Raw genomic sequence first — 18,478 nt, forward strand, 5'->3', positions numbered from 1 at the left:
AGTTAAGCTCTTTTGCGCCGATGATAATGAAGGGGCAACCCTTTGTGAAAGTAGGACGCTGCCAGGCAGAAATTTTTAAATAAATACTGGACATTCAATCGAAAACATGGTATATTAATTTACTGTGAGTGAATAAACTATTGGAAAATTCCACAGTAGCTCAGTGGTAGAGCTATCGGCTGTTAACCGATCGGTCGCAGGTTCGAATCCTGCCTGTGGAGCCACCCGGAGAGCTGTCCGAGTTGGCCGAAGGAGCACGATTGGAAATCGTGTAGGCGGTGTAGAACCGTCTCGAGGGTTCGAATCCCTCGCTCTCCGCCATAACATATACATAATTAAGAAAGGCCCGTTGGTCAAGTGGTTAAGACACCGCCCTTTCACGGCGGTAACAGGGGTTCGAATCCCCTACGGGTCACCATATACATCGGAGGATTAGCTCAGCTGGGAGAGCACCTGCCTTACAAGCAGGAGGTCGGCAGTTCGATCCTGTCATCCTCCACCACTTAATATCGGAATATCGCGGGGTAGAGCAGTCTGGTAGCTCGTCGGGCTCATAACCCGGAGGTCGAAGGTTCAAATCCTTCCCCCGCAACCAATTTAATCTAATAGTAATTATCTGTATTGATAGAACGACAGCAGTTGACGAAGAGATTCGCCTTTGATCCAATCACCTTTTTGAATAATAATCAAGAAGGTCGAGGAAGCAAGGGAGTGAGGAAGGAGCGTACATCAGTACGTGACTGACAGAACGACAGCAGTTGACGAAGAGATTCGCAGATTATTATTCAAAAATGGGCCTGTGGTGTAGCGGTTAACATGCCTGCCTGTCACGCAGGAGATCGCGGGTTCGATTCCCGTCAGGCCCGCCATATAAAACAAAAATTTATTGGCTCGATAGCTCAGTCGGTAGAGCAGTGGACTGAAAATCCTCGTGTCGGCGGTTCGATTCCGTCTCGAGCCACCATCATGCCGGTCTAGCTCAATTGGTAGAGCAACTGACTTGTAATCAGTAGGTTGGGGGTTCAAGTCCTCTGGCCGGCACCATTGGAGGGGTAGCGAAGTTGGCCAAACGCGGCAGACTGTAAATCTGCTCCCTCTGGGTTCGGCGGTTCGAATCCGTCCCCCTCCACCATGTTCATAGGGGTATAGTTCAATGGTAGAACAGCGGTCTCCAAAACCGCCAATGTGGGTTCGATTCCTACTACCCCTGCCATTAAAAAAATGGCGGTTGTGGCGAAGTGGTTAACGCACCGGATTGTGGCTCCGGCACTCGTGGGTTCGATCCCCACCAATCGCCCCATCTGCAATAATGGGCTATAGCCAAGCGGTAAGGCAACGGATTTTGATTCCGTGATGCGCTGGTTCGAATCCAGCTAGCCCAGCCAAAGAGTGCGGAAGTAGTTCAGTGGTAGAACACCACCTTGCCAAGGTGGGGGTCGCGGGTTCGAATCCCGTCTTCCGCTCCAATTATCACTTAATGTGCATGTTCTTCATATGGTATAATATGCACATGGCGGCATAGCCAAGTGGTAAGGCACGGGTCTGCAAAACCCTTATTCCCCGGTTCGAATCCGGGTGCCGCCTCCACACATTTAAATATTTAACTGCCGGGGTGGTGGAATTGGCAGACACACAGGACTTAAAATCCTGCGGTTGGTGTACAACCGTGCCGGTTCGAGTCCGGCCCTCGGCACCATTTTTGGCGGTGTGGCGGAATTGGCAGACGCGCACGACTCAAAATCGTGTTCCTTTTGGAGTGTCGGTTCGACCCCGACCACCGCTACCATGCATAACGAAATAACGTTAATATAACAACAGTTTAAAGTGATGTCCTATTACAGGGAATCGCTTTTTTTGTTTATATGAAATTCAAGCATTCACCTTCCCCCTTTAAATTATTCAAATCCTTTAACGGCCACTATATTACATAACATGAGCGAATATATTTTTTAGTATTAATTTTAAGGATATAAACAAATTATAGATCTAATATTCAGAAAAGTAATTGAATTTGTGAACGTTTTGCTATATCATTACTATAAATTATTACAAATGATGTTAAATGAAAAAAACATCTGTTAAACTATAACGTTTTTATCTTATGCCTGTATTTATTACAGATTATTACTGATAAGCTGACACACCATTCACTACAAAAGACTGCAATATTTTGATGAGAAAGCTGTGATATTAAGTGAATACATTTATATTCAAAAATTAAAAGAAATATCTGGTCACCAAAGCATGCTCTAATCATTTTTATTTTTATATTTTGAATGACGGGAGATAGAGGGATGAAAAAATGGATCCTTATTGTCTCAGGAGTTATGGTTGTTATTTTTTTTGCAATTATTCTTTTTGGGGGGCATTATCTTTACAGTGAAAGCGTGAAGCGAGGAGCAGAAGTGGAGTTATATAGAGGCGAGGAAACAGTATCTGCTCCTGCTGCGGGTGAGAGTTCTTTTCAGGATACTGATTGGTTGAATAATCAGAATATGCAAACGCTTACGATTACCACTTTTGATAATTTGACATTAAAAGCTGGTTTTATTGAAAATAAGTCTAACTCCGGTAAGGTGGTTTTACTTGCTCATGGTTATAGAAATCAGAAAGAGAGCATTCAAGATATTGCAGCATTGTATCATAGTATGGGCTATGAAATATTAATGCCTGATGCTCGCGGCCATGGTGAAAGTGAAGGAGAATATATTGGATATGGATGGCATGACCGCCTTGATTTTCAACAGTGGATAGAAGTTTTAATGGAGGAACACGAGGCGGAAGAAATATTTTTACACGGAGAATCTATGGGTGCATCTCTTGCCCTGATGATAAGTGGGGAAGACCTTCCTGAAGAAGTAAAAGGTATCATTGCAGACAGCGGTTATACGACTGTAGAGGAAGAACTTACACATCAATTAATGCATCTTTACGGCCTGCCTTCCTTTCCACTGCTTGATGTAGCTAGTTTCATTACACAATTTAGGCACGGATACACATTTAAAGAGGCATCTGCCATTGAGCAAGTACAAAAAAATACGCGCCCTTTACTCATAATACACGGGGAAGATGATGAACTTGTTCCAACAGAAATGGCTTCCCGTATTTATGAAGCTGCCGGCGGTGACAAAGAGTTATGGATTGTACCTGACACTGGTCATATAAAAGCTTATCATACCGAACCTCAGGAATTTGAAAAACGGCTAAAGGATTTTATTACTGCTGCTTTAGAGGAGTAGTTATGTCATTTGGAAACTAAGGTTGTTCTTTATAAAAGCGTTAATAATTTTTTTATTGTATTGCAATTCATTTTTGAAAACGCGATTAACCACTCAAATGAAATTAAACTTAAATGAGATTCATGAGTTATAAAAGAAAAAAGCTAACCGTTAAACTTAAAAAACCGACTTCCCATCTAAATGAGTCGGTTTTTTAACACTGATTTAAGTTATCTTTGCTTTTTGTTCTGTTTTGTTTAAAACATACATATCTGCTTCTCCGCTATGAAGTTGAGTGAACATTTTGGAAGCTGCTTGCAGTAGTTCACTCACTTCGCTTTCCTTCATGGAAGGCTTTAAATAAAAAATTTGTACAGCATTGATAGTGTTTGTATCTGTTTTTGTACGTAGCGAATCGACAATAGGACTGCCAAATACTCCATCGTTGTCTAATGTACAAATCTTCCCATTCATATTATTCTTTCTGCCGTTTAACCCTTCGAAGGAATCGCCTTCTTTTCCGATACAAATTTTGATATAATCACTTAAGGTATCATAGTTATAGATTCCTATAGGGATTTCATATTGCAAGGAAAAAAAGTTATTCAAATCGGCTGCTGAATGTATAAAAGGAAGAGTTTTCCCTTTTTCTATCCTTCGAAATAATGCTTCTTGGGAAGGACGGTAACGATTTGGATCTATTCCTGCTGTTTTAAACGTATCGTGCCATTCACGAACGCCTGGATAATCTAGCACAGATTGCTGCTTTAGATCTGTTCGAATTTTTTCCTGAAAAAATTCCAATCTGCCTTTCAGCATATTAGGAGATTCATCTACAACGATGTTTTTATAAGTAATAATACCGAACTTACATGATGGTAACACCGTCAATAAATCTTCAGATAAAATAAACTGCATTATACTCACTCACCCTTTACGTTCTCTTGTTATTTGCAGTGTACCATAATTTTATAAGAAGTGAGAAAGGAGGGGAATCATGACAGGGGCCCAGCTCAAAGATAAGATTGTGGCATATAGTAAAGATATCGGTATCGATAAGATTGGTTTTACGTCAGCTGATCCATTTTTGTCATTAAAAGATCGGCTGCATGAACAACAACGATTAAATTATCAATCCGGTTTTGAAGAAAAAGACATTGAAAAAAGAGTTACTCCTGCCAAGTTACTTCCAGAAGCAAAGACAATAGTTGCTATTGCACTAGCTTATCCTTCAAAGATGAAGAATCCGCCAAAAAGTACAAAGGGAGATAGACGCGGAGTATTTTGCAGAGCATCTTGGGGGGAAGATTATCACCGAGTATTAAAGGACCGGCTTCAAAAATTAGAGGAATATATGTTGGAGCTTGTGCCGGGGGCCAGGTGTCAATCAATGGTAGATACAGGGGAATTATCTGATCGTGCTGTTGCAGAAAGGGCTGGTATAGGATGGAGCGGTAAAAATTGTGCCATTATTACTCCTGAGTTTGGTTCTTATGTATACCTAGGGGAAATGATCACGACTATTTCGCTTCCTCCTGATAACCCAATTACAGAACAGTGCGGTACGTGCAATAAATGTGTGGATGCTTGTCCAACTGGAGCTTTGGTTCAAGGGGGGCAATTAGACTCTAATAAATGTATTGCTTATCTAACACAAACGAAAGAGTTTTTGCCGGAAAGATACCGAAAAAAGCTAGGTAACCGATTATACGGTTGTGATACATGCCAGCAAGTTTGTCCTGAAAATAAAGGAATGGACTTTCATCATCAAGAAGAATTTGAACCTGATCCAGAAACTGTAAAACCGAAATTACTCCCGCTTTTACAAGTAAGTAACAAGGAGTTCAAACAGAAGTATGGACGTCTTGCAGGGTCATGGCGTGGTAAAAAACCGATTCAGCGTAATGCTATTATTGCACTTGGCCACTTTAAGGCTGAAGAGTCGATTGAGACATTAGGTCAATTGCTAAACAATGATCCAAGACCTGTAATACGAGGCACTGCCGCTTGGTCACTTGGTCAGATTAATACGAAAAGAACAATAACTCTATTAGAAAAAGCGAAGGGATACGAGACAGAGCGTGAAGTTTTGAAAGAAATTGATAATGCTCTTAATCAACTAATGGAAGATCAAATGTTATCCTCTAAATAATATACAAAACGTTTGGCCATCCACTTTTATAAACTCTCATATCACCACAATGACCTTTTATATTGACTTAGGGGAGAAAGGAAAGGTGTTTATGCCGGGAGGAAAGTTTATTTACTATGCTAATTATAGCAGTGCAATCGGCCCATTAACATTAGCTGCAACAGATAATGGAATTTGCTCCTTACAGTTCGGTGAAACAAAAAACGTGCTGCCCATTATTAATGCTTGGATGCGAAAACAAAATATATCTGGACAGCTCATAGAAGATAAAGCAGCATTAAATGAGGCAATGGTTCAATTGGAAGAGTATTTTACTCATAAAAGGAAAATCTTTGATCTCCATCTAGATTTATATGGCACCCCTTTTCAAAAATTAGTCTGGGAAGCTCTACAGCATATACCATATGGCGAGACCCGGTCATATAAACAAATAGCAGCAGATATTGGGGCTCCAAAAGCGGTTCGAGCCATTGGTTCGGCTAATAATAAGAATCCACTTCCTATTTTTCTTCCTTGTCATCGGGTTATAGGCAGCAACGGAAACATGGTTGGATATGGCGGGGGTCTGGACAAAAAAATGTATTTGCTGCAAATTGAAGGGGCATTAGAAAAAATCTCTTCATAGGGAATAGTATTATTATAATACGTTGTACTTCTTTTCAAAGAGGTGCAGCGTTTTTTATTTTTGAAACTTGTACTTAACAAGGATTCTTATTAATAGGATAAAAACAAAGCCGTGTCTAATGAAAGGAAGGGTGTTTTATGAGAAGAAATTGGGACAAAGCCCTATATTCTCATATACAAGAATGGTTAAACTTTCAATTAGGAAACGTACAGACTAGACCCAAAAAACTAGCACCACAAGAGATTGAAATGCTTTATCGTTTTAGGCAATCATTACAAACAAGAGGGGCTGCCCTGCTTAAAATGAATGCTTCCGTTCAACCTTACAGGGTTCAAAAGAATGGTAAACAAGAAAATATAACATATCAGCTTTTCTACTCCAGATTATATAAGATTGGGGAGAAGTATCATTTAGAAGAACATTTACTAAAACGGTTTGCCAAAACACATGACGGTAATATTATCATAGATCAATTGATCCATGAAGAAGTTCCAGTTGAACCGAAATGGACCACGACAATTGAAGAAGAAGATAAAAGATCATTTGAATACGACCGCCGGGCAGCTGTACAATATGCGGAACGTTGGTGGAATGATTATAATCCGCAGTATAAAAAATTCACCAATAATTGTACGAATTTTATTTCGCAATGTTTGCGTGCTGGAAAGGCACCTATGCGCGGGATGCCTAATAGAGGGAGGGGATGGTGGTATGGGAAAAGTAATTGGAGTTATAGCTGGGCTGTTGCTCACTCATTCCGCTGGTATTTGAGCGGATCCACCAGTGGCTTGACAGCTGTAGAATCAGAGGATGTAAAAGATTTAGGGCTTGGTGATATTATCTGCTATGATTTCAATGGGGATGGAAATTGGCAGCACAGTACAATAGTAACAGGATTTGATGGCAATAATGAACCGCTGGTTAATGCTCAAACAGAAAACAGCAGAGCAAGGTATTGGAAATATGAAGATTCCACTGCTTGGACACCAAACATAAAATATAAATTTTTTCGTATCGGATAATATATAATACAAATAACGTAAGATATAGATTATGGTATAATTACGAGTGATGTTATGAAATAAGACGAGGTGCAGAAATGAGTATTCATGTTGTATTATATCAACCAGAAATTCCTGCAAATACAGGAAATATAGCTAGAACTTGTGCAGGCACAGGCACACATCTACACTTAATTAGACCGCTTGGTTTTTCTACAGATGATAAAATGTTAAAACGAGCGGGCTGTGATTACTGGCCAAACGTAGAGATTCATTATTATGATTCTTTAGAGGAACTATTTGAATGCTACACTAAAGGTGAATTTTATTTCATTGAAACGATTGGAAAAAAACCATATAGTGCGTTTTCTTTTGGAGATCCGAACACGGATTATTTTTTTGTTTTCGGTAAAGAAACGAGTGGTCTGCCAGAAAATATTACATCTGATAATGTGGATAGGTGTCTGCGGATCCCTCAAAATAATCATATACGCTCCCTAAATTTATCTAATACTGCAGCGATTCTTGTATATGAAGCATTACGACAGCAAAATTTCTCTGCGTTGTATTAAGAAAAGCCCTTAGAAATAAAAATGTTTGGCCAAAAACACGTGTTTCAGTTGTCTGGTCGTGAGTGCATGTGGAAGGCGGTCCTCGCTCGCACAGAGGCATTTACAACCGGAGTCAAAAGGGATGGCTAAGGAACAGATAGTCTAATAAATAAGTGTTTTGAATAAACAAAAAGAGCCTATAAGGCTCTTTTTGATGGAAAAATTAATACTTATGAGGTTTATCTTCAAAACCTGCAGTAAGGATGGATACGAGAAAAGCAACACATACTCCAAGGAGCAACACTAATTTCATTATGTAAATCCTCCTTTAACGCTTGTCTTCATAAATATATTATACCCTATTTCCCAAGTGCTGTGAATCCTTGGTTAACATTATCATTTGGAGGTTCATCTGTTACATTGGTATAATAAGGTAATGTATCGTATTTAATTTATAAAGTATGCTATGCTATTTTTGTACTTTTTATACGGGAGGTATCTGTAAATGTATGTAGTAATGAATGAGCTTCATGTACCAAATGAAGCAAAAGAAGCAATGAAAGGCCGTTTTGGCAAAAGTGCTGAAAATATGAAAGCCATTCCAGGATGTTTGGATTTTATGTTTTTAGAACAAGATGAGGAAAACGGAAAACAAGTTGTTTTTACAAAGTGGGAATCAAAGCAGCATTATGAAGATTGGCTTAATAGTGATGCTTTTAAAAAGGCTCACCAGGAAAAAAGAGAGTCTAAAGAGAAAGGACCTGCTTCTGGAAGCGAATTAAAAGCTTTTGAAGTAATACATCATTTATAAAAGGATTAAGCGGAAGGGAACACCCTTCCGCTTAATCCTTCATGGTAATAACAACGGGAGATAAGGAATTGCAATGAAAAATACATACCTAACAAGTCATTTTCCTTTGTTTTCAATCTTGCTGTTCAGTATTTCACTTTCTATCTATACCGAAAATATCATTATTGAATGGCTGTCAGATATTGGTTTATATACCGGAATGCTGGAATTTTTCTCTGAAACCGGTATAAAATTAACACTGCTTTTTTTATTAACTTTTTTTTATTTTATGGTATTTGCTGCGCTAAAGTTAATTGCCAATACTATGATGGAGTTATCTTTATTGTTTTTTTCTAAAGATGAAGATGGAAATGAACTTCGTAAAATTCGTGGCGGAACATGGATTTACTTAATAGCGAGTTGTTGTTCTCTTTTGTTTATAACCTTTCCTGCTGGAATAGGGGCTAGCTTTTTACTGGCAACCGTTATTTACTTCATTTATTTTGTGTATAATGTCGCGGAATCCATGTCTGGTGCAGGAATGTTTGGAATGATTTTTTTCCACATTAGTTTTTGGTGTGTTTTTGTGCTGGCTGTAATTTATGCAGCTATAAGGCTTTATAATAGTTTTATTAATAGTCTTCCTATATAAAGAAGCGGTTAAGAGCAGCCGCTTCTTTGCTATTGAGGAAGATGTGATACTATGTCTTTCCACAAGCTTAAATGAGGGCGTGAGGGCTGTATATGCTTTAAAGTTGCCGGGGTATCTTGTCCAATCCACACTCCAGTAGTAAAGCGATCGTTATAACCAACAAACCACAAATCAAACGTATCGTTAGTAGTACCTGTTTTACCCCCGATGTTATCTCCTGGTATATTTGCGTATCGGCCTGTTCCATCGGTAACTGCTTTTTGCAGCATCGTTCTAAGTTTGTCATTTGTTTCTTCCTCCCAAATGGGTTCAGAGCTGTTATTCCATTCATATAAAACATTTCCATCATTATCTTTAACCTGTTTAATGCCTCTAGCTTTAGTATAATGGCCATCATTAGAAAAAACGGTGTAGGCCCTTGTTAACTCTAAAGGACTCATTCCGTGAGAAAAACCACCTATTGCAGCTGGATGCGAATAATCTTCAGGCTCCATTTGTGAAAAACCAAACTTTTCTAGATAAGAAAAAGCTGTAGAAATACCTACTTGATCAAACAGTCTAACAGCAACGGTGTTGTAAGATTGAGCGAAAGCATTTTCTATTGTCGTGCTGCCGTAATAACCACCTCCTGCGTTAGAAGGGCAGTAGTCGTTGCGGCAGAACTGGTCTGTACTTATATGTGTTTTAAGGCTAGTTTGGGTTTGATCGATATAAGGGCCGAATACGAGCAGCGGTTTTATTGTGGAACCAGGCTGACGAAACGCTTGAAAGGCTCGGTTGAAATCGTATTTTTGATAGTCTCTGCCTCCGCTCATAGCTGCGATGCTGTTTTTGGCATGATCAATAATCACAGCTGCTCCTTGTACGTTCCATCGATTTAATTGGTCATTGAGATTAGCTGCTGCCTGTTCTTGAATAACGGGATCCATAGATGTTTCTATATGTACACCTGATTGAAGAATTTCATGTACTCTGCTTTTTAATTCTTTTTGTATCGTTACTTTTTCCTTTTCATCAGCTGTATCCATTTTTTGTTGATACCCTTCTTTAGATGCTATCAATTGTTTTAATTCGTGTTCAATATAGTGCGCATAATCAGGATAGTGCTCTGATGGTTCAGTAAAATTGATTTCTACATTCTGTAATAAAGCTTTTTCCATATCTTCTTCTGTAATTACTTCTGCTTCCACCATTTTATTTAGAATCCATTGCTGCCGCAAATGAGTGTTCTCTTTATTAGTTAATGGATCATAATGACTGGGGTTTGCTGGAATAGCTGCTAGAAATGATAGCTCAGCAAGGGTCAGTTCCTTACTTGATTTGCCGAAATATGTTTGACTTGCCGTTTCAAATCCGTAAATACCGTTGTTAAAATAAATCGTATTAATGTAAAGCTCTAGAATATCACTCTTTGAATAATCTTTTTCAATCTGGTAGGAGTAAAGTACTTCACTGAGTTTACGATTATACGTTTGTTCATGAGAAAGATATATGTTTCGGACAACCTGCTGTGTTAAGGTACTTGCTCCTTCTTCAATATCGTTGGATCTGGCATTTACAATAAGTGCCCGAACAATCGACGAGATATCCACCCCTTTATGTTCGTAGAACTGTTGATCTTCGGTAGATAAAAAAGCCTGGATGACAAGTTCTGGAATGTCCTCGTAATCAATGTACTTCCGATTTTCTTCTAATTTAACTGTAGAAAAACGTTCACCGTTTTTATCATAAATATAACTATTCTGCGGAACTTTGATGCTGTTTATGTGGACTTCACTTTCTAACACTGTTTCTATACTTTTAACATTATTTGCTTGATGCATCGTGCTGCTAAGTAAGATCATAAAAACTATCATTAAAAACACTATAAATACGTATCCAGTTGAAGTTTTCATAAGGTTTCACACTCTCAAGCACAAATTTTTCTTTTCTAACTTTAATATCGGCAAAAGAGCAGGGTTATGTTCTCTTTTTTTTTGCATAGATATGGAGTAATGAACAAGGTATTTAGGAAGCAGCCCAATCTGCTTTCTTCGCATCTTACTCTGTTTTACGAAGAAAGGGAGGCTCTTAAATTGAGTATTATTGATAAAATACGTCAGTCTCGAGAAGTAGAAGAAAACTTAAAGTGGCGCGGAACTTTTAGGGAATATTTAGAGTTAGTGAAAGAATATCCTCATATTGCTCAGACTGCTCATTCACGGGTATATAATATGATAAAGGATGCGGGTGTAACAGAAAGAGACAGCAAAAAAATGTACGAGTTTTTTGGAAAAGAAATTTACGGTTTAGAGGATTCCTTAGAAAAATTAGTAGAAGAATATTTTCACTCTGCTGCCCGCAGGCTTGATGTCAGGAAAAGAATTTTACTTTTAATGGGGCCGGTAAGCGGCGGTAAGTCAACGATTGTTACTTTACTAAAGCGAGGGTTAGAACAATACACGAGAACGGATGAAGGTGCTGTTTATGCAATCGAAGGCTGTCCAATGCATGAAGACCCCCTGCATTTGATACCGGTTCACCTTAGAAAAGAATTTTATGATGAATATGGCATTCGAGTAGAAGGCCATCTTTCCCCTTTAAATATGATGCGGCTTGAAAAAGAGTATGGTGGAAATATTGAAGATGTCATGGTGGAACGAATATTTTTCTCAGAAGACAGGAGAGTTGGAATAGGAACATTCAGCCCGTCTGATCCTAAATCACAGGATATTGCTGATTTAACCGGCAGTATTGACTTTTCAACGATCGCTGAATATGGTTCAGAGTCAGATCCTAGAGCTTATAGGTTTGATGGAGAATTAAATAAAGCAAATAGAGGTATGATGGAATTTCAAGAAATGCTTAAGTGTGACGAGAAATTTTTATGGCACTTGTTATCTTTAACTCAGGAAGGAAATTTTAAAGCTGGACGTTTTGCCCTCATTAGTGCGGATGAACTCATTGTAGCTCATACGAATGAAGCAGAATATAAATCTTTTATTTCAAACAAAAAGAATGAAGCACTTCACTCACGGATTATCGTTATGAATATTCCGTATAATTTAAGTGTTACAAATGAAGAAAGAATTTATGAAAAAATGATTAGAGAAAGTGATATGGCTCATGTGCATATTGCTCCACACGCCTTACGGACAGCAGCAGTATTTTCTGTTTTAACCAGGTTAAAGGATCCGAAAAAACAAAGTGTAGATCTCGTCAAAAAGATGCGTTTATATGACGGGGAAGAACTTGAAGGTTTTAAAGAACAAGACGTGGTAGAATTGAAAAATGAATATCAAGATGAAGGCATGGACGGAATAGACCCGAGGTATGTGATAAACCGTATTTCATCTGCCATTATTCGTAAAGATGTTGCATCTATAAATGCCCTGGATGTTCTTCGTTCGTTAAAAGAGGGACTCGATCAGCATGCATCCATATCGAAAGAAGATAAGGAAAGGTATTTAGATTTTATTTCGGTTGCGAGAAAAGAATACGATGAAGCTGCTAAGAAAGAAGTCCAAAAAGCATTTGTTTATTCTTATGAAGAGTCAGCCAAGACATTAATGGATAATTATCTAGATAATGTAGAGGCGTATTGCAATAAAAACAAATTAACAGATCCGTTAACCGGGGAAGAAATGAGCCCTGATGAAAAGCTGATGCGTTCTATTGAAGAACAGATTGGTATCTCTGAGAATGCAAAACGAGCGTTCCGTGAAGAAATCTTAATTCGAATTTCCGCTTATGCACGAAAAGGGAAAAGGTTTGATTATAACTCTCATGAACGCTTAAGAGAAGCAATACAAAAGAAATTGTTTGCAGATCTAAAAGACGTAGTGAAAATAACGACGTCTACAAAAACACCAGATGAATCTCAATTGAAGAAAATTAATGATGTGATTGCTAGGTTAATTGATGAACATGGGTATAATTCAGTATCTGCAAATGAATTACTGCGCTACGTGGGAAGTCTGTTGAATCGTTAGACGATTAAGTAAATGATATTTGGTTGAGCCTTTCTTCATTATGAAGAAAGGCTTTTTTACTAGGTAAGAAAGTATACATCTTGGCGTTTTTGATGTCTAGCTTCAGCGCCCAGCCGCTCAGGCGCACACGATACAGAGGAACTTTTGCTAAAACCGCGAACGTCCTGTCGCAACGCAAAAGTCAACACCTCCTGTGCAAGCCCGTTCAGCGTTGTCACAGGACGTACATCCACACGATGTGGTGACTTCAACGTTGCACACTCGTCGCCAAAAACGCCGCGTCCTATGGCATTGGCGACATTCGCACATCCTATGCGTCGACGTGTGCGATCTTAGGAGAAGTTCATTAAAATGAGCTGAACGTCTGATGTCTTCCCTTTCGACTCCGGGCCGCAGGCGACCCTGCGCGAAAGCTCCAGAACCTGTCGCGGCTGACCAGGGCGCTTGCACTTTTCTTATACTTTAGGAAAAGGATCAAGGTATAAGTAAAACTACGACTTCCATCATAGAAGCCGGCGGCAAGCTTAGTTTTTCTAAAGCTATCTCAGCAAAAAGCTTTTAACAAGAAACTCAACAATTGCCGTTTATGTATAACAATGATACATTATAATAGAATGAATGGAGGAGAGATGATGAATAATTTAGCACGGGAAATTTGGGATTGGGTTAAGACGTTTGCCGTTGTTATTATCATCGTATTAATTGTACGTACTTTCTTTTTTGCCAATTATATGGTACATGGAGAGTCTATGATGCCGACAATTGAAAACGGTGAACGTTTAATAATTAATAAAATAGGCTATGAATTTTCGGAACCTGACCGCTTTGATCTGGTAGTGTTTCATGCAAATGAAGAAAGTGATTATATAAAACGAATTATCGGACTTCCAGGTGATTACATTGAATATGAAGACGACACCCTCTATATAAATGGTGAAAAACAAACGGAAGAATACTTGACCCCTTTTAAAAACCAGATGGGAGGGGACGATTTCACTAATGATTTTACATTAGAAGAAATTACTGGAGAGACAGAAGTCCCTGAAGGAAAAGTATTTGTTCTAGGTGACAATAGACAAAACAGTATGGACAGCCGACAGTTAGGTTTTATTGATATGAATGAAATTGTTGGAAAAGCAAATATCCGTTACTGGCCAATAAATGAATTTACATTTATGCGCTAAGATTTGAAACCTTTGTGGTTATGCCACAAAGGTTTTTTTCATAAAGTAAATAAAGATAGGTTGGTCTTTAGTCAGAATTTTTGCAACTATATTGATTTCATCGCATAAGATAAGAATAATCCACTTTTAAATGGGTAGCATTGAAAGGGGGCCCATGATGTCAGGAAATGGTAAGCATAATTTCATAGTGTCTCGAGAGAACTGGTCCCTTCATCGAAAAGGTTATCAAGATCAAAGGCGTCATCAGGAAAAAGTGCAGGAAGCTGTGAAACAAAATTTACCGGACCTCATTTCAGAGGAAAATATTATTATGTCCAATGGTAAAGATGTAATCCGTATTCCTATTCGCTCTGTGGATGAATATAAAATTCGATATAATATGGACAATAACAAATATACAGGTCAAGGTGATGGGGACAGTAAAGAAGGAGACGTCATCGCAAGGGAACCTGGAGGAGGAAAGGAGCAAAAAGGAGCTTCAGGGAAAAAACCAGGCGACAAAGCAGGGGAAGATTATTATGAAGCTGAGGTATCCATATTAGAATTAGAAGAACTGTTATTCCGTGAAATGACTTTACCTAACTTGCAGCAAAAAGAGAAGGACGAAATAGTAGTAGAAGATATAGAATTTAATGACATACGTAAACAGGGGTTAATGGGCAATATTGATAAGCGCCGCACCATTTTATCCGCATTTAAGAGAAATGCATTAAAAGGCAAACCTAATATTAATCCTATTTACAATGAAGACCTTCGTTTTAAAACATGGAATGAAAAAGTAAAACCAGAGTCTAAGGCGGTTGTCCTTGCTATGATGGATACTTCAGGCTCTATGGGACGATGGGAAAAATTTATGGCAAGAAGTTTTTTCTTTTGGATGGTACGATTTTTAAGAACGAAATATGAGACAGTGGATATCGAATTTATTGCACATCACACGGAAGCAAAAGTTGTAAGTGAAGAAGACTTCTTTTCAAAAGGAGAGAGTGGTGGAACTATTTGTTCTTCTGCTTATGAAAAAGCACTTGAAACGATTGATAAAAATTATTCTCCAGTTCTTTATAATATTTATCCTTTTCATTTTTCAGATGGAGACAATTTAACCTCTGACAATCATAAATGTTTACGGTTAATGAATGAATTAATGGAATTGTCCAGCATGGTAGGTTATGCAGAGGTAAACCAATATCAGCGTCACTCCACATTGATGCAAGCGTACAGAAAAATTAATGATGATCGCTTCCGTCATTATATTCTGAAGCAAAAAGGTGATGTCTTTCATGCATTAAAATGGTTTTTTTCTAAAGAAGAGCCAGAATACGTTTAATAATGAAACTTTTCCGGCTTTCTTTCGTATATAATAGAAATGAAGTCTGTTAAAAGTGAGGCCGGATTTTATGATAATTGTTAATACGGAAAATGTAGCAGGTAGTGAGGTAAAGGAAGCTTTAGGAGTAGTAAAAGGTAATACGGTAAGAGCTAAACACCTTGGCAAAGATATTGCAGGAAGTTTACGAGGACTGATTGGCGGAAAGATGAAAGAGTATGAAGAAATGTTTTTAGAAGCAAGAGAATACGCTGAAAAAGAAATGATAGAAGAAGCAATAAAGCTGGGAGCGGATGCAGTTGTAAGCGTACGTTACTCTTCTTCTTCTATTATGAACGGTACTTCTGAAGTGATGGTTTATGGTACTGCTGTAACGTTAAAAAAATAGGCAATTTTTTAAAGCTTGCGTTGACGCGCAGGCTTATTTTTTTTCCCTCCAACAGCTCGTGACATTTTTAGGTGAATAAAAAGCAGAGTGTTTCTAAGAATTGTTATCCAGCTCCAGTTCTAACTGCTGTTCTACGAGTAAATCCTTAACAAGACGTGAAGACTTAGCCAAAATTAATGCTTAAATAATAAGATTCTTTGTTTAATAAGTTTACGGAAAATTATGTTTATTAGTGAGGGAAACGATTATTATTGACTCATCTATGCGTTCAGTGTAAAATAACTACCGACCGTTAGTTAGTTTGCTGTTGAAGGGGTTGAGGATATGACAGTAGATAAAATTAAAAAAAACGCTTTAGAATTATTTGCCGAAAATGGTTACGATGGAACAAGTCTGTCAGATATAGCAAAGCGAGTAGGGATTAAAAAGCCGTCATTATACAATCATTTTGATAGCAAAGAAGCACTGTATTTCGCGACGATTGAAGATGTTTTTCGCGCCTATGTAGACTATGTTAATGAGTCCTTAGCTAACATAAAAGTAAAGACTGTAAAAACAAAATTAAAACAAGCTCTAGTATCAACAGCGCAATTTTTAAGCTCTCACGATATAGGCATGATGTACATGAGAGTATTGATGTTTCCGCCAATGGACCTTAGAGAAAATATCGTGAAACGCTTTGAATTATGGGAAGGCGAAACGGATGAAATCTACATTCAGTTATTTGAAGATGGTATTAAAAGCAATGAAATTCAGCCAGGAGATATACAAATATATTTGCAGGCTTTTTATACATTGCTTGATGGAATTTCTACAGACATGTTTATATATTCAAAAGAAAAAGTGGAATCCAAACTAGAAGCTGGTTGGATGGTGTTTTGGAATGGGATATGTGTTAGAAAGTAGGTGGGGATAATGACAGAAGTTATCGGTTGGTATATAAGTATATTTTTAATGGCAGCAACGCCTTGGCTCGAACTATTAGTAGTAATCCCTATCGGAATAGGAGCGGGGTTAAATCCAGTGATGGTTGGTGTAATTGCCTTCCTTGGAAATGCTTTACCAGTTTTTTTATTAATTTACGGTATGGATTGCTTACGTGAAATGAAATGGATAAAAAAATGGAAAGAACGGACTAGGTTTAAGCGTGCTATTCAGCAAAGCGCAGATAATGATAAGTTTGCTAAAAAACAAGCGAGGAAAGAAAAAATGCAGCGTGTATTTGATAAATATGGTGTAGCAGGACTTGCGCTTGCTGGGCCCGGGATAACAGGTATCCACTTGGCAACTATATTTGCAATGGCTTTTAACGCAAAGAAAAGAAAGGTTGTATGGTGGATGAATGTCAGCCTTGCCCTATGGACGTTAGGAATGACGGCTGTTTCTTTTTATGGCATTGAATGGCTTGCGAATTTGTTTAGTTAAAGAAAGCTGTGTTAAAAGAATTTTTCTTTGACACAGCTTTATTAGGTATATTCGAAACTGGTCGGGATGACAGGATTTGAACCTGCGACTCCAGACACCCCATGCCTGTGCTCTGCCAAACTGAGCTACATCCCGTCTTTACAAAGATATTTTAATATATTCATTGCAGACTTGCAACGGCTCAGCAGGATAATAGAAGCTCTGATGTGCTTCTACAGCAGCTCAAGAATTCCAATACGTCTCGATAAATTCATCACGTCCTGATTGCTCACGGTCTTTTTTATACGCTTTTTCATTTTTTTTATAGAAGTCCTGATGATATTCCTCAGCTGGGTAAAAGGTTGCAGCGGGTAGAATTTTTGTGACGATCGGTTTTTGAAAACGGCCGCTGTCTTTTATATCTTGTCGAGATTTTTCTGCTAAATCTTTCTGCAGCTCATTGTGATAAAAAATGGCTGTTCTATATTGAGGCCCTCGGTCGTGAAACTGGCCTTCGTCATCCGTAGGATCAACTTGAGGCCAATACAATTCCAGAAGTTTCTCATAGGGAAACAAGTGAGGATCGAAAGTTATTTGTACAGCCTCATAATGACCGGTCTGGCCTGTTTTTACATCTTCGTACGTTGGGTTTTCAACATTTCCACCTGTGTAACCAGAAATGACACTAACGATTCCTTTCATTTCATCAAATGGTTTAACCATGCACCAGAAACATCCTCCAGCAAAAGTAGCTTTCTGGTATTGAGCATCACCTTTCATGAACAAAACTCCTTTCTGCTTTTAAAAAATAGTATACCACGCAACTTTTTACGTCTGCTAGCAGCATGTTTGTATTAGATTAAATTCTTGAAATTGGTATCCAAAAGGCGGCTTTAGGTACACAGCTTGCTGCTGCGCATTTCACGCAGCCTGCCCGGCAGCTCTTCCAAAGTGCTACTTTTTCTGTATGGTGTAATATTTCGACCCATTTTGGAACAAAAAAGCAGGGGCTGGGACATAACTAGCCCGAAATAGTAAAAAAGATTCCGATTATCGTTTTTTGATAATCGGAATCTTTTTTGATTATTATTCAGGGGTCCATGATGTTTGGAGGCGGTATACTTTCTCAAGTTTACCGCCATGAATACAAATCCTAGTTCATTTTCTACTTTTTCTTTGCCTCTCACCGACATTCGAGTGAAACGCAAATTAGCC

General features: G+C 38.4%; 17 protein-coding genes, 17 tRNA genes and 1 pseudogene. 29 read left to right on the forward strand and 6 right to left on the reverse strand.

From position 1 onward, the window contains the following. Positions 1-149: 149 nt before the first annotated feature. The 17 genes from FZF09_RS22215 to FZF09_RS22295 all read left to right on the forward strand — a co-directional run bounded on the left by FZF09_RS22215 (position 150) and on the right by FZF09_RS22295 (position 3,239). Positions 150-224: transfer RNA gene (locus tag FZF09_RS22215), tRNA-Asn, on the forward strand. 3 nt (positions 225-227) lie between these two features. Further along, positions 228-321 (forward strand) — tRNA-Ser (locus FZF09_RS22220). A gap of 22 nt (positions 322-343) precedes the next feature. After that, positions 344-418 (forward strand) — tRNA-Glu (locus tag FZF09_RS22225). Between the two features lie 8 nt (positions 419-426). Beyond that, positions 427-502: transfer RNA gene (locus tag FZF09_RS22230), tRNA-Val, on the forward strand. Between the two features lie 16 nt (positions 503-518). Next, positions 519-595, forward strand: a tRNA-Met gene (locus FZF09_RS22235). A gap of 198 nt (positions 596-793) precedes the next feature. Then, a tRNA-Asp gene (locus FZF09_RS22240) sits at positions 794-869 on the forward strand. A 19-nt stretch (positions 870-888) separates the two neighbouring features. Continuing rightward, positions 889-964 (forward strand) — tRNA-Phe (locus FZF09_RS22245). Positions 965-968: 4 nt separating this feature from the next. Next, positions 969-1,044: transfer RNA gene (locus FZF09_RS22250), tRNA-Thr, on the forward strand. A 2-nt stretch (positions 1,045-1,046) separates the two neighbouring features. Next, positions 1,047-1,132 (forward strand) — tRNA-Tyr (locus FZF09_RS22255). Between the two features lie 7 nt (positions 1,133-1,139). Then, positions 1,140-1,213: transfer RNA gene (locus FZF09_RS22260), tRNA-Trp, on the forward strand. Between the two features lie 11 nt (positions 1,214-1,224). Further along, positions 1,225-1,300 (forward strand) — tRNA-His (locus FZF09_RS22265). 10 nt (positions 1,301-1,310) lie between these two features. Beyond that, positions 1,311-1,385, forward strand: a tRNA-Gln gene (locus FZF09_RS22270). Between the two features lie 6 nt (positions 1,386-1,391). Then, positions 1,392-1,466, forward strand: a tRNA-Gly gene (locus tag FZF09_RS22275). A gap of 46 nt (positions 1,467-1,512) precedes the next feature. Further along, positions 1,513-1,587 (forward strand) — tRNA-Cys (locus tag FZF09_RS22280). Between the two features lie 19 nt (positions 1,588-1,606). After that, positions 1,607-1,696: transfer RNA gene (locus FZF09_RS22285), tRNA-Leu, on the forward strand. 5 nt (positions 1,697-1,701) lie between these two features. Continuing rightward, a tRNA-Leu gene (locus tag FZF09_RS22290) sits at positions 1,702-1,786 on the forward strand. 508 nt (positions 1,787-2,294) lie between these two features. Next, the gene (locus FZF09_RS22295; protein WP_158738729.1) at positions 2,295-3,239 is read left to right on the forward strand and encodes an alpha/beta hydrolase; all 945 of its coding nucleotides are present in this window, start codon (positions 2,295-2,297) and stop codon (positions 3,237-3,239) included. A 204-nt stretch (positions 3,240-3,443) separates the two neighbouring features. Here FZF09_RS22295 and FZF09_RS22300 read toward each other — a convergent pair whose 3' ends face one another. Then, a complete protein-coding gene (locus FZF09_RS22300) occupies positions 3,444-4,136 on the reverse strand; it encodes a B3/B4 domain-containing protein (RefSeq protein WP_158738730.1) in 693 nt (230 codons plus the stop codon). Positions 4,137-4,215: 79 nt separating this feature from the next. Between FZF09_RS22300 and queG the strand changes: the two genes are divergently transcribed. The 6 genes from queG (at position 4,216) to FZF09_RS22330 (ending at position 8,989) form a co-directional block, all read left to right on the forward strand. Then, positions 4,216-5,370, forward strand: a complete 1,155-nt coding sequence (gene queG / locus FZF09_RS22305; protein ID WP_158738731.1) for a tRNA epoxyqueuosine(34) reductase QueG — start codon at positions 4,216-4,218, stop codon at positions 5,368-5,370. A 91-nt stretch (positions 5,371-5,461) separates the two neighbouring features. Next, entirely contained in the window at positions 5,462-5,995 is a 534-nt protein-coding gene (locus FZF09_RS22310) for a methylated-DNA--[protein]-cysteine S-methyltransferase (protein ID WP_158738732.1), read from the forward strand. Between the two features lie 137 nt (positions 5,996-6,132). Continuing rightward, complete coding sequence (locus FZF09_RS22315; RefSeq protein WP_233269604.1) at positions 6,133-7,017, forward strand: amidase domain-containing protein; 885 nt, start codon at positions 6,133-6,135, stop codon at positions 7,015-7,017. 77 nt (positions 7,018-7,094) lie between these two features. Beyond that, positions 7,095-7,568: a tRNA (uridine(34)/cytosine(34)/5-carboxymethylaminomethyluridine(34)-2'-O)-methyltransferase TrmL gene (gene trmL / locus FZF09_RS22320; protein WP_158738733.1), complete on the forward strand. Its 474-nt coding sequence runs from the start codon at positions 7,095-7,097 to the stop codon at positions 7,566-7,568. Positions 7,569-8,052: 484 nt separating this feature from the next. Beyond that, on the forward strand, positions 8,053-8,358 hold the full coding sequence (locus FZF09_RS22325) for an antibiotic biosynthesis monooxygenase family protein (RefSeq protein WP_158738734.1): 306 nt from the start codon (positions 8,053-8,055) through the stop codon (positions 8,356-8,358). Between the two features lie 73 nt (positions 8,359-8,431). Next, positions 8,432-8,989: a DUF5366 family protein gene (locus FZF09_RS22330; RefSeq protein ID WP_158738735.1), complete on the forward strand. Its 558-nt coding sequence runs from the start codon at positions 8,432-8,434 to the stop codon at positions 8,987-8,989. A 29-nt stretch (positions 8,990-9,018) separates the two neighbouring features. Here the strand turns inward: FZF09_RS22330 and FZF09_RS22335 are convergent, their stop codons facing one another. Then, entirely contained in the window at positions 9,019-10,884 is a 1,866-nt protein-coding gene (locus FZF09_RS22335) for a transglycosylase domain-containing protein (RefSeq protein ID WP_158738736.1), read from the reverse strand. A gap of 180 nt (positions 10,885-11,064) precedes the next feature. Between FZF09_RS22335 and FZF09_RS22340 the strand changes: the two genes are divergently transcribed. Further along, positions 11,065-12,960 (forward strand): PrkA family serine protein kinase, encoded by a 1,896-nt coding sequence (locus FZF09_RS22340; protein ID WP_158738737.1) that lies wholly within the window; start codon positions 11,065-11,067, stop codon positions 12,958-12,960. Positions 12,961-12,964: 4 nt separating this feature from the next. On the opposite strand, the gene FZF09_RS22900 is transcribed toward FZF09_RS22340, so the two are convergent. Then, a complete protein-coding gene (locus FZF09_RS22900) occupies positions 12,965-13,138 on the reverse strand; it encodes a hypothetical protein (protein ID WP_233269605.1) in 174 nt (57 codons plus the stop codon). Positions 13,139-13,589: 451 nt separating this feature from the next. Between FZF09_RS22900 and lepB the strand changes: the two genes are divergently transcribed. The 5 genes from lepB (at position 13,590) to FZF09_RS22365 (ending at position 17,284) form a co-directional block, all read left to right on the forward strand. Beyond that, positions 13,590-14,144: a signal peptidase I gene (gene lepB, locus FZF09_RS22345; RefSeq protein WP_158738738.1), complete on the forward strand. Its 555-nt coding sequence runs from the start codon at positions 13,590-13,592 to the stop codon at positions 14,142-14,144. A 157-nt stretch (positions 14,145-14,301) separates the two neighbouring features. Then, positions 14,302-15,471, forward strand: coding sequence for a sporulation protein YhbH (yhbH, locus tag FZF09_RS22350; RefSeq protein WP_370514524.1), 1,170 nt, complete (start codon positions 14,302-14,304; stop codon positions 15,469-15,471). A 70-nt stretch (positions 15,472-15,541) separates the two neighbouring features. Then, the gene (locus tag FZF09_RS22355) at positions 15,542-15,859 is read left to right on the forward strand and encodes a YbjQ family protein (RefSeq protein WP_158738740.1); all 318 of its coding nucleotides are present in this window, start codon (positions 15,542-15,544) and stop codon (positions 15,857-15,859) included. A 324-nt stretch (positions 15,860-16,183) separates the two neighbouring features. Further along, positions 16,184-16,765, forward strand: coding sequence for a TetR/AcrR family transcriptional regulator (locus FZF09_RS23235; protein WP_158738741.1), 582 nt, complete (start codon positions 16,184-16,186; stop codon positions 16,763-16,765). Positions 16,766-16,774: 9 nt separating this feature from the next. Then, complete coding sequence (locus tag FZF09_RS22365) at positions 16,775-17,284, forward strand: small multi-drug export protein (protein ID WP_158738742.1); 510 nt, start codon at positions 16,775-16,777, stop codon at positions 17,282-17,284. 58 nt (positions 17,285-17,342) lie between these two features. On the opposite strand, the gene FZF09_RS22370 is transcribed toward FZF09_RS22365, so the two are convergent. From FZF09_RS22370 to FZF09_RS22910, 3 genes and pseudogenes are all read right to left on the reverse strand, one after another. Further along, positions 17,343-17,419 (reverse strand) — tRNA-Pro (locus FZF09_RS22370). Positions 17,420-17,506: 87 nt separating this feature from the next. Next, positions 17,507-18,043 (reverse strand): peptide-methionine (S)-S-oxide reductase MsrA, encoded by a 537-nt coding sequence (msrA, locus tag FZF09_RS22375; RefSeq protein WP_158738743.1) that lies wholly within the window; start codon positions 18,041-18,043, stop codon positions 17,507-17,509. Between the two features lie 113 nt (positions 18,044-18,156). Further along, a pseudogene (locus FZF09_RS22910) lies at positions 18,157-18,478 on the reverse strand (hypothetical protein); the annotation flags it as partial.

Origin of the sequence: Alteribacillus sp. YIM 98480 (assembly GCF_009765375.1) — a bacterium.
Taxonomy (GTDB): Bacteria; Bacillota; Bacilli; order Bacillales; family Marinococcaceae; genus Alteribacillus.

Bases quoted from the DNA above. Each gene is read 5' to 3' on its own strand.
- FZF09_RS22295 (WP_158738729.1), top strand. From the start codon at position 2,295: ATGAAAAAATGGATCCTTATTGTCTCAGGAGTTATGGTTGTTATTTTT.
- FZF09_RS22300 (WP_158738730.1), bottom strand. From the start codon at position 4,136: ATGCAGTTTATTTTATCTGAAGATTTATTGACGGTGTTACCATCATGT.
- queG (WP_158738731.1), top strand. From the start codon at position 4,216: ATGACAGGGGCCCAGCTCAAAGATAAGATTGTGGCATATAGTAAAGAT.
- FZF09_RS22310 (WP_158738732.1), top strand. From the start codon at position 5,462: ATGCCGGGAGGAAAGTTTATTTACTATGCTAATTATAGCAGTGCAATC.
- FZF09_RS22315 (WP_233269604.1), top strand. From the start codon at position 6,133: ATGAGAAGAAATTGGGACAAAGCCCTATATTCTCATATACAAGAATGG.
- trmL (WP_158738733.1), top strand. From the start codon at position 7,095: ATGAGTATTCATGTTGTATTATATCAACCAGAAATTCCTGCAAATACA.
- FZF09_RS22325 (WP_158738734.1), top strand. From the start codon at position 8,053: ATGTATGTAGTAATGAATGAGCTTCATGTACCAAATGAAGCAAAAGAA.
- FZF09_RS22330 (WP_158738735.1), top strand. From the start codon at position 8,432: ATGAAAAATACATACCTAACAAGTCATTTTCCTTTGTTTTCAATCTTG.
- FZF09_RS22335 (WP_158738736.1), bottom strand. From the start codon at position 10,884: ATGAAAACTTCAACTGGATACGTATTTATAGTGTTTTTAATGATAGTT.
- lepB (WP_158738738.1), top strand. From the start codon at position 13,590: ATGATGAATAATTTAGCACGGGAAATTTGGGATTGGGTTAAGACGTTT.
- yhbH (WP_370514524.1), top strand. From the start codon at position 14,302: ATGTCAGGAAATGGTAAGCATAATTTCATAGTGTCTCGAGAGAACTGG.
- FZF09_RS22355 (WP_158738740.1), top strand. From the start codon at position 15,542: ATGATAATTGTTAATACGGAAAATGTAGCAGGTAGTGAGGTAAAGGAA.
- FZF09_RS23235 (WP_158738741.1), top strand. From the start codon at position 16,184: ATGACAGTAGATAAAATTAAAAAAAACGCTTTAGAATTATTTGCCGAA.
- FZF09_RS22365 (WP_158738742.1), top strand. From the start codon at position 16,775: ATGACAGAAGTTATCGGTTGGTATATAAGTATATTTTTAATGGCAGCA.
- msrA (WP_158738743.1), bottom strand. From the start codon at position 18,043: ATGAAAGGTGATGCTCAATACCAGAAAGCTACTTTTGCTGGAGGATGT.